Source organism: Rodentibacter sp. Ppn85, from assembly GCF_001999335.1.
Taxonomy (GTDB): domain Bacteria; phylum Pseudomonadota; class Gammaproteobacteria; order Enterobacterales; family Pasteurellaceae; genus Rodentibacter.
The window spans coordinates 1-10,039 of record NZ_MLHS01000032.1 but is presented as its reverse complement, the minus strand read 5'-3'; the positions used below and the strand labels follow the sequence as shown (position 1 = coordinate 10,039).

General features: G+C 43.4%; 8 protein-coding genes. 1 reads left to right on the top strand and 7 read right to left on the bottom strand.

All coding sequences use genetic code 11. The annotated features are described in order from the left end of the window. The first annotated feature begins 39 nt into the window (after window positions 1-39). On the top strand, window positions 40-273 hold the full coding sequence (locus BKL51_RS05875; protein ID WP_077465805.1) for a hypothetical protein: 234 nt from the start codon (window positions 40-42) through the stop codon (window positions 271-273). Between the two features lie 56 nt (window positions 274-329). On the opposite strand, the gene BKL51_RS05870 is transcribed toward BKL51_RS05875, so the two are convergent. From BKL51_RS05870 to BKL51_RS05840, 7 genes are all read right to left on the bottom strand, one after another. Further along, entirely contained in the window at window positions 330-854 is a 525-nt protein-coding gene (locus BKL51_RS05870; protein ID WP_077465804.1) for a hypothetical protein, read from the bottom strand. A 124-nt stretch (window positions 855-978) separates the two neighbouring features. Continuing rightward, window positions 979-4,665, bottom strand: coding sequence for a methionine synthase (gene metH, locus BKL51_RS05865; protein ID WP_077465803.1), 3,687 nt, complete (start codon window positions 4,663-4,665; stop codon window positions 979-981). A 107-nt stretch (window positions 4,666-4,772) separates the two neighbouring features. Next, on the bottom strand, window positions 4,773-5,276 hold the full coding sequence (napF, locus tag BKL51_RS05860; protein ID WP_077465802.1) for a ferredoxin-type protein NapF: 504 nt from the start codon (window positions 5,274-5,276) through the stop codon (window positions 4,773-4,775). Continuing rightward, complete coding sequence (gene dmsD / locus BKL51_RS05855; protein WP_077465801.1) at window positions 5,276-5,887, bottom strand: Tat proofreading chaperone DmsD; 612 nt, start codon at window positions 5,885-5,887, stop codon at window positions 5,276-5,278. The genes napF and dmsD overlap by 1 nt, the downstream gene beginning before the upstream one ends. A gap of 52 nt (window positions 5,888-5,939) precedes the next feature. Then, complete coding sequence (locus tag BKL51_RS05850) at window positions 5,940-6,779, bottom strand: dimethyl sulfoxide reductase anchor subunit family protein (protein WP_077465800.1); 840 nt, start codon at window positions 6,777-6,779, stop codon at window positions 5,940-5,942. Between the two features lies 1 nt (window position 6,780). Continuing rightward, window positions 6,781-7,398, bottom strand: a complete 618-nt coding sequence (locus BKL51_RS05845; RefSeq protein ID WP_077465799.1) for a DMSO/selenate family reductase complex B subunit — start codon at window positions 7,396-7,398, stop codon at window positions 6,781-6,783. A gap of 11 nt (window positions 7,399-7,409) precedes the next feature. After that, the gene (locus tag BKL51_RS05840) at window positions 7,410-9,830 is read right to left on the bottom strand and encodes a DMSO/selenate family reductase complex A subunit (protein ID WP_077465798.1); all 2,421 of its coding nucleotides are present in this window, start codon (window positions 9,828-9,830) and stop codon (window positions 7,410-7,412) included. Between the last annotated feature and the right edge of the window lie 209 nt (window positions 9,831-10,039).

The window sequence follows — 10,039 nt, the reverse complement described above, 5'->3', positions numbered from 1 at the left end:
GGACCAAGCATATCAATTTTATAACGAGGAGAATTCCCTATGAGTAAACCAATTGGAAAGTTTATTAATCTTTCTGAAGATTGGGAACTAAATTATTGTCTAAAAAAATATTCCTATTCTGAAAGTAAGGATAATAGAGACAATTTGACTTCCTTAATTAAAAACCATATTAAACCATATTTTAGACTAAAAGATAGTGAAAATTTAAGTTGGGATCAGATTGATGAATACTATAAGATTGAGCCGAAGGGATTGAAACCCAATAAATATTAAATAACGTAAACTAGCCCACTGAAATAAGTGGGCTTTTAGTTAGCAATAATTGATTGTTACTTCAACTCAATATCTTTTTCTGGTAAAGAGAAATCATTGTAATAGCAACAGTAAGAGATAATTAAAGCAAATATTCCAATACCTATAGAGAATGCTATTTTTGCTTCTTTATCGACTCTTTCTATATGCTTTGTTTTTCTCTCATATTTTTCTCTTTCAGTAGAATAAAAAATACGTACTAAAACAGACAAAATCAGAATGGATAATAGAATTATACTTAATACCACCTTAGCAAAAAACATGATAATTGTATAAGGTACATGATGTAAATTAGCTCTATATGTTATTCTCCAAATAAATATAGAAACTATTATAGTTGAAATAATCATTAGTTTTGACATTACTTCAACTGAGATTATCTCTTCTTGACCTAAGCAATAAAATATTGCTATTAGCACAGGATTTATCATTGAAATGCCTATATCAGCATAACTATAGAAAAAGATGGCTTTTTCTGTTTGATGTAGATACACACAATAGGCTAGGTAACTTAACCCAATAATAAATAATAAAATTTCCATAGAAAACTCCTTAGATTACAAAACCTAATTATTCAAAAAAAAAACAATTTCTTGTCAACAAAAATTTTGTAAATTTAAGAAAAATATCATGTATTTCTAACTCTATTTCTATAGAAATATCTTCCTACTTCATCACCACCCCCAACCACTTCTCCACCTCTTTCCCACTCCACCCTTTCCGTTTAGCATAATCCACTGCCTGATCTTCATCAATTCTCCCCAATGTGAAGTAATTGGAAGCAGGGTGAGTGAAATACCAGCCACAAACACTGGCGGCAGGCCACATTGCGTAGCTTTCGGTGAGTTTCATTCCGATGCGTTGTTCTACTTCAAGCAGATCCCAGATAATCTGTTTTTCGGTGTGTTCGGGGCAGCTTGGGTAGCCGGGAGCGGGGCGGATACCGATGTAATCTTCTCGGATCAAGCGCTCGTTTTCAAAGGTTTCTTTGCTATATCCCCACACTTTAGTGCGTAGCTCAAAATGCAGATATTCCGCCATCGCTTCGGCAAGGCGGTCGCTCACCGCTTGCAGTAAAATAGCGTTGTAGTCGTCCCCTGCCGCTTTGTAGCCTTCGACTAAATCGTGTTCCTCAACCCCTGCACAGACGGCGAACATTCCGAACCAATCCTGTTTTCCACTTTCTTTGCTGGCGATAAAGTCGCTTAAGCAGAGGTTATACGGGCTTTTGCTGTTTTTGCCCCGCTCGCTTTGTTGGCGGAGATGATAGGCTTTGCCTGCGACTAAAGTGCGGTCAGCATTTTGGTAGATTTCAATATCATCGCCTATGCTGTTAGCAGGGAAAATGCCCATTACACCGCTTGGGTTGAGTTTGCGGTTTTGTTCGAGTTCGTCTAGCACTTTCTGCGCGTCATTATAAACTTTGCGGGCTTCCTCACCGCCTTCCGGATAATCAAAGGCATCAGGGTAGCCGCCCATTAAGCCCCATAAGCGGAAAAATGGCGACCAGTCGATAAATTTTCGCAGCGTGGCAATCGGCACATTTTTATATTCAATAACGCCGGTTTGGTTCGGTACAGGGACTTGATAATCTGCCCATTCGCCTCTGAACCCATCAAAACGGTTCGCTCTGGCTTCCTCGATTGGTAACTGCTTGCGAGGTGCTTTTTTGTTGGCAAAGGCGTGCTGAATTTGCTCGTACTCTTTTTTCGTTCTCGCCCACAATTCCGATTTGGTATCGGGATTCATCAAGGCTGCACACACGGTAACGGCACGGGAGGCGTTGGTGGTGTAAATCACTTCATGTTGATATTTCGGGTAAAGTTTAATCGCCGTATGCTCTTTGGAGGTGGTTGCCCCGCCGATAATCACCGGAATATTGAGATTAAGGCGGTTCATCTCGCCCAAAAAATATTCCATTTCATCAAGAGACGGCGTGATTAAGCCGCTCAAACCGATAATATCCGCCTTTTCGTCAATCGCCGTTTGAATGATTTTATCCGCCGGCACCATCACGCCAAGGTCAATTACCTCAAAATTGTTACATTGCAACACCACGCTCACGATATTTTTGCCAATGTCGTGCACATCGCCTTTCACAGTCGCAATCACCACTTTGCCGCTTGATGAGCCTTTTTGCTTGGTGGCGTTGATAAACGGCTCTAAATAGGCGACCGACTGTTTCATTACCCGTGCCGATTTCACCACTTGCGGTAGGAACATTTTGCCGTCCCCAAACAGATCGCCGACCACGTCCATTCCGTCCATTAGCGGCCCTTCGATCACCTCTAGGGGTGAACTGAATTTTTGGCGGGCTTCTTCGGTATCTTCAACAATAAAGTTGGTAATCCCTTTCACCAAAGCGTGTTTTAAACGTTCTTCCACCGCCCACGTCCGCCACTCCGCCACGCTGTTATCCTCGTTGCAAGCGGTCTGATTTCGGTATTTTTCTGCAATATCCAGCAAACGTTCGGTCGCATCACTACGGCGGTTTAGCACCGCATCTTCCACCACTTCACGCAGTTCGGGATCGAGATCGTCATAAATTGCCAACTGTCCCGCATTGACAATCCCCATATCCATTCCCTGTTTGATGGCGTGATAGAGGAACACGGCGTGAATCGCCTCACGCATCGGGTTATTGCCTCGGAAGGAAAACGACACATTCGACACCCCGCCGGAAATCTTGGCGTAGGGCAAGGTTTGTTTAATCCGCCCCGTCGCATTGATAAAATCCACGCCGTAATTGTTGTGTTCCTCAATCCCTGTGCCGATGGCAAAAATATTCGGGTCGAAAATAATATCTTCCGGCGGAAAACCGACTCGATCGACCAAGATCCGATAGGCTCTCGTACAAATTTCGACCTTGCGTTCCTCCGTATCCGCCTGCCCGACTTCATCAAACGCCATCACCACCACAGCTGCCCCATAACGGCGGACTAATTTAGCTTGTCGGATAAATTTTTCCTCGCCCTCTTTGAGTGAGATAGAATTCACAATCCCTTTGCCCTGAATGGACTGCAAGCCCGCCTCGATCACCTCCCATTTTGATGAGTCAATCATTACCGGCACTTTTGCCGCTTCCGGCTCGGTCGCCATAATGTTGAGAAAACGAGTCATACATTTTTGTGAATCGAGCAGTGCCTCGTCCATATTCACGTCAATCACCTGCGCGCCGTTTTCGACTTGATCGATGGCAATTTCAATCGCTTCTGCAAATTTTTCTTCTTTAATCAAACGTTTGAATTTTGCCGAGCCGGTAACGTTATTGCGCTCGCCCACATTCACAAAGAGGCTTTCATCATCAATCGTCAGCGGCTCTAAGCCCGACAAACGCATTGCGGTTTTAATGCTTGGGAGCGGGCGAGGTTTCACGCCCTTCATCGCCTCCGCAAAGGCTTTGATATGCTCCGGCGTTGTGCCGCAACAGCCGCCGACAATATTCAAAAAACCGCTTTCTGCCCACTCTTTGAGCTGCCCCGCCATTTCCGTTGCCCCTAAATCGTAGCCGCCAAAGGCATTCGGCAAGCCGGCGTTCGGGTGAGCCGAGACATAGCATTCGCAGATTTTGGACAGTTGCTCCATATATTGACGCAACTCTTTCGGGCCAAGTGCGCAATTTAAGCCAAAGCTGATCGGTTTAACGTGGCGGAGTGAATTATAGAAGGCTTCGGTCGTCTGCCCTGACAAGGTACGACCGGACGCATCGGTGATCGTGCCGGAAATCATAATCGGCAACTCAACGCCTAATGCTTCAAACACGCTGTCAATCGCAAAGGCAGCGGCTTTGGCGTTGAGGGTATCGAAAATGGTTTCGATCATAATAATATCCGCCCCACCTTCGATCAGCCCTCGTGTCGCCTCGGCATAGGCATCAACCAATGCCATAAAGGTGATGTTGCGAAAGCCGGGGTCGTTCACATCGGGGGAAATCGAGGCGGTACGGTTGGTCGGGCCTAAAATCCCTGCCACAAAGCGCGGCTTTTCGGGGGTACTATACTTATCGGCGGCAAGGCGTGCTAATCTCGCCCCTGCAACATTCAGCTCATAAGCGACCGCTTGTAAATCGTAATCCGCTTGGGCAATAGTGGTGGCGCTAAAGGTGTTGGTTTCAATAATATCTGCGCCTGCTTCAAGGTATTTTTCGTGAATGGCAGAAATCAATAGGGGCTGAGTGAGGGTGAGCAAATCATTATTACCGCGCAAATCCACCGCGCTGTCTTTAAAACGCTCGCCGCGGAAATCCGCCTCCGTCAGTTTATATTGTTGGATCATCGTCCCCATTGCGCCGTCTAGGATAAGGATACGTTGGGAAAGGGCGGTTTTGAGTTGGTGTAAGGCTGTTTTTTGCATAATTTTAGAATGTAAGAATAGCGAAAGAATGATGGATGGATAATAGGCACAAGTATTGGTACTGTCAAATGTTGAAAGAGAAAGAGCGGTTAAAAATTAGCGTATTTTTATTTCAATGTAATAGCACCGGTGAAACAGGCTATTTTACATTCGCCACAACCATTACAATGTTCATTATCTATGATTAAATCGGTGGAAATCGCCTGTTGCGGACAGGTTGTTTGGCAGTCGGTGCAGGTTTGATGTTGTTTGATTAAACAGGCGGAAGAAAATTGTGGGCGAAGTCGGGTATCGGCAGGGAAGTTTGGGTGTAATGCATTGGTTGGGCAAATTTCCGCACATTTTCCGCATAAATAGCAAGGGGCGTAATCAATTTCGAGTATTGCCTGCTGTTGTACTAAATGAATAAGACGATTAGGGCAAACGGAAACACATTTTCCACAGCCGTTACAGGCAGCAGAAAATAAATCTTCTTGTGCGGCAAAAGGAGGGCGTGAGGCGTATTTTTCCGTTGAAATCCCTTTGTTTACCGTAAAAAAACTTCGCAGTAATCCACGACGTGAGATTTGGTTGTGGCTAAAATAAGCCTGATAATAGGATTCTTTTTTCATTATCGGTAAAATCTCACCTTGGGTGTATCAATGTGGAGAGCCCTTTGCCATTGTTGTAAGCTGTGTAATGTTAATATTGCAAGCCCTTGATAGAAAGGAGTATTTTCTACTTTTTCCAGTCGTTTTAAGAAATGTAGTGCCCAAACTAACAGATGATCACGAAGAAATTCTATGACCAAGTGCGGTTGATTTTCTGCAAGATAAGCGGCAAGCATTAACATTAAGCCAATGTGATCTTCCGGTTCATCCTGTTGTGTCTGGAATGCAATGTGATGGTGGCGTAAAAAATCACGCAAGGTCAACAATGAATTACCGAAAATGACAGATTCAGGATCGAGATACACGGATCCCCAAGGCGGAGCGGGTAATTCATTCGGCCCGATAAACAAGCGTTGATACTGTTCTGAAAGATTTTGTGTTAAACCTTGTGTGATAAGTGCGGTTATTTTTTCAGACGTTTTTACATCAAGTTGAATTTCCCATTCTTGTGCCCAATTAGGTTGACGGAAAAAATCCAAAATACCACTGACTTGGTCGTTACTTGGTTCATAATAAAACGCCGCACCGAGTAAGCGTCCGTAGAGGGAAATCTGTTGAAAGATGTCTTGCATAAATTCTCCGAAAAATTCAACCGCACTTTATTTCAATATTCAGGTTTCAGGATTAACTGCCGATAGCCGTACCTAATGTCATATGTAAACCGTAAAACAAAACGCGTCCAATGCCTTCCGCAACTAAAGTAAGAATGACGGCAAAACTTAATAGTATGCCATTTTTTGTGCGGAATAATAAGTATGCGGTAATTGCCAACAAGCATAAGCGTATGGCGTTCATCACTGCATAATTCGGCACTAAGTCAGCAGCCTGTTGGATGGAACTATGAATCTGTTGCAAGTTAAACCCTTGATACACTACAACAATGGCTGCAAATAGCAATGCAAGTACGAATAAATTAGGGATAAAATGGAGCGAATATTCACGGTATTTGTTTGGCATTAATAATGCGTAAGCTAGTGCCAATCCGCCCAAAGCGACAGTGAGATAGAATGACCACGATGTAAGAGAAGTATTCCAAGTTGGTACGCTGACGATATGATAAACCTGATTCATTACGTACATAAAGACTATCCCTGCAAGTGCGGTCATTATTCGCCATAAATTACCAAGTGCAGAGGGCATTTTACCTGTGAGGGCAATGAGCCAATAAAAACCGGCAAGGGCGAAGAAAATTGCACCGGTAAGGATCTCGTTACTCATCATAGATTTACCTATGCGATTAAGTGAATTAAATGCACGCATTGGTGAACCGAGATGAGTCATGGAAGCAATAAAGCCAAGTCCTAAGAAAACCAAAATGACAAACATCACCTTATGAGTGTAGGTACGGCTTTTTTCATTTTTGGTTTTAACTAATGCAAAGGTAAAAATGAGCCACGCACCGACCGCACTTTGCACCAGCAGCGTGAAAAAAACAAGTGGAAGTTCATGTAATCCTGCATTCATCTTACACCTCTCTTGGGTTGCCTAAGAACCCATTTGTATCACCGCTTGGGAGAGCATTTTTATTTGGTTTTACCACGAGATTTGGTTGGGTTATCTTTGCCGGTGGTAATGGGGCGATAGAGGCTTGTTCGCCATATTGTTTCCTTAATTTATCAATGGGGGCAAAATCAAGGGCGCGTAGTGGGCAGGCATCTACACAAATCGGTTTTTGTCCTGCTTTGATGCGCGAATAACAGCCGTCACATTTTGTCATATGACCTTTTTGTGCGTCATATTGTGGGGCATCGTATGGGCATGCCATATGACAGTAACGACAGCCAATACAGATTTCTTCATTCACAATAACAAAACCGTCTTCGTTTTTGTGCATTGCCCCGGTCGGGCAAACTTTTGTACAAGCTGGGTCTGCGCAGTGATTGCAGGAAATCGACATATAGTAGGCAAACACATTTTGACTCCAACAACCGTTCGATTGTGGGCTCCAGTTGCCACCGGTATATTCATAAATACGGCGGAAATTGACTTCCGTGCCTAAGTCTTTGTAATCCTTACAGGCTAATTCACAAGTTTTACAGCCTGTGCAGCGATCCGAATCAAAATAAAAACCATATTGTTCCATCAGTTACTCCCTTACAAGCGTTCCACTTGAACTAAATTAGAATGTTGAGGATTGCCCTTAGCTAGTGGTGACGGACGTTGAGTAGTCAACACGTTAATACAACCAGAATGGTCGATGCGATCTTTATCCGGTGCATACCAAGCTCCTTCACTCAATGCGATAACACCCGGTATAATGCGTGGCGTTACCTTGGCGTGAATACGCACTTCTCCACGATCATTAAAGATACGGATCATATCACCGTTTTTGATGCCTCTTGGTTCGGCATCAATCGGATTCATCCATACTTCTTGAGGATTGGCAGCCTTTAATACGTCCACATTGCCGTAGGTTGAGTGGGTACGGGCTTTGTAATGGAAACCACTAAGTTGTAACGGGTATTTTTCCATAAGCGGATCGCCATAATGTTCGAAACTTTGTGTATGAATTGGCAATGGATGAATCACTTCATCTGTTTCTAATTTCCAGGTTTTGGCTATTTCAGCCAAACGGGAGGAATAAATTTCAATTTTACCGGATGGCGTTTTGAGCGGATGGGCTTGTGGATCTTCACGGAATGCTTTATATGCCACAAAGAAACCGTTTGGATCAACTTTTTTGAAAATTCCTTGTTGTCTGAATGCCTCAAAGGTTGGTAATTCAGGCAATTTTTCGCGAGATTGTTCATAAATATAGCGTAGCCATTCTTCTTGCGTGCGACCTTCAGTGAATTTTTCTTTCACGCCCATTTTTTCGGCTAAATCACTTAACATATCGTAAACCGTGCGACATTCAAAAGAAGGTTTAATCACTTGGTCGGCAAAAATAACATAGTTCATATTCGCTACGAAGGCATCCAGTGCAAAATCCATCTGTTCTGAGGCGGTGCAATCAGGCAATAAAATATCACTGTATTTAGCAGTGGATGTCATATGATTATCAATGGTGATGATCATTTCGCATTGAGAATCATCTTGTAAAATATCATGAGTACGGTTGATTTGTGAGTGTTGGTTTATTAGGCAGTTACTCGCGTAATTCCAAATCACTTTGATAGGTGCCGAAAGTTTATCCACACCGCGAATACCGTCGGAAAGTGCGGTCATTTCCGGGCCGCGAATAATAGCATCCGTCCATAAGAACATTGGAATACTGGCTTTTACAGGGTTTTCTAATGTCGGCATACGTACAAACGGAATGCTATATGCGCTTTCCCGAGCCCCTGTATTACCGCCATGAATGCCTACATTACCGGTTAAAATCGGGAGCATCGCAATCGCACGAGAAATTAATTCGCCGTTACTGCGACGTTGCGGGCCCCAACCTTGTGAAATGAATGCAGGTTTAGTACCGGCGATTTCACGGGCTAATTTAATAATACGATCTGCCGGAATACCGGTGATTTGGGCTGCCCATTCCGGTGTTTTCGCAATACCGTCGTCGCCTTGCCCTAGAATGTAGGCTTTGTAGTGACCATTTGGGGGGGCATCTGTTGGCAAGGTTTTTTCATCGTAACCAATACAATATTTATCGAGAAAAGGTTGATCAACCAATGATTCGGTAATCATTACATAGGCTAAGGCGGAAACCAATGCTGCATCAGTGCCGGGGCGAATAGGTATCCATTCATCTTCGCGACCGGCGCCGGTGTCGTTATAGCGTGGATCAATGATGATCATTTTGGCATTAGAACGGGCTTTTGCTTGCTCAATGCAATAGGTTAAACCACCGCCACTCATTCGAGTTTCAGCAGGGTTGTTACCAAATAGTACGATGAGTTTAGTGTTTTCAATATCCGCCATTCCATTGCCAAGCGCCCATCCTCCCCCATAAGTGTAATCTAACCCTACTGCAATCTGTGCGGTACTGTAATCGCCGTAATGATTTAAATAGCCGCCGATACAGTTCATAAAACGTGCAATCATAGTAGAGGAGGGAGGCCAAGATTTCGTCATGGTGCCGCCTAATGTGCCGGTACCGTAGTTCAGATAAATGGATTCGTTGCCGTATTTTGCAATATTACGTTTTAATGCTTCGGCAATTTCTGTTAAGGCTTCATCCCAACTAATACGTTTGAATTTACCTTCACCGCGTTTACCCACGCGTTTCATTGGGTATTTTAAACGATCGGGATTATATATGCGGCGACGCATGGAGCGACCGCGTAAACAGGCTCGTACTTGATGATCAAGATTATATGTTTCTGTGCCCGTATTATCGGTTTCCACAAAAGTGATGCGATTATCCTTAACGTGCATACGCAACGGACAGCGACTTCCGCAGTTAACGGTACAAGCGCTCCAGACTATTTTTTCTTCTGGCATTTCGGACATAGCCGGCGTATCTGCCGCAATTGCTTTGAAAGGTAAAGCGAGATCGGAAACCGCAAGGGCTGCCCCCACCGAGGATGCCTTAATAAAATTTCGGCGATTGATTTGATCAATATTATTCATAATATTGTTCCCAATAGTTTAGTTAGGTTGAGTCATTACTAAAGTGCAGTCATTAAATCATTTTAAGAAGAGGGAAAATTTGATACAGATCACATAAGTAAAAATAAGGTAATAAAACTTAAGTTAAATATGATTAGAATCAAACTGAAATAATGAGAAGTATTATTAAAACCGAATAGTTATTAAATTTCTTTGATCTAAAAGTGAAG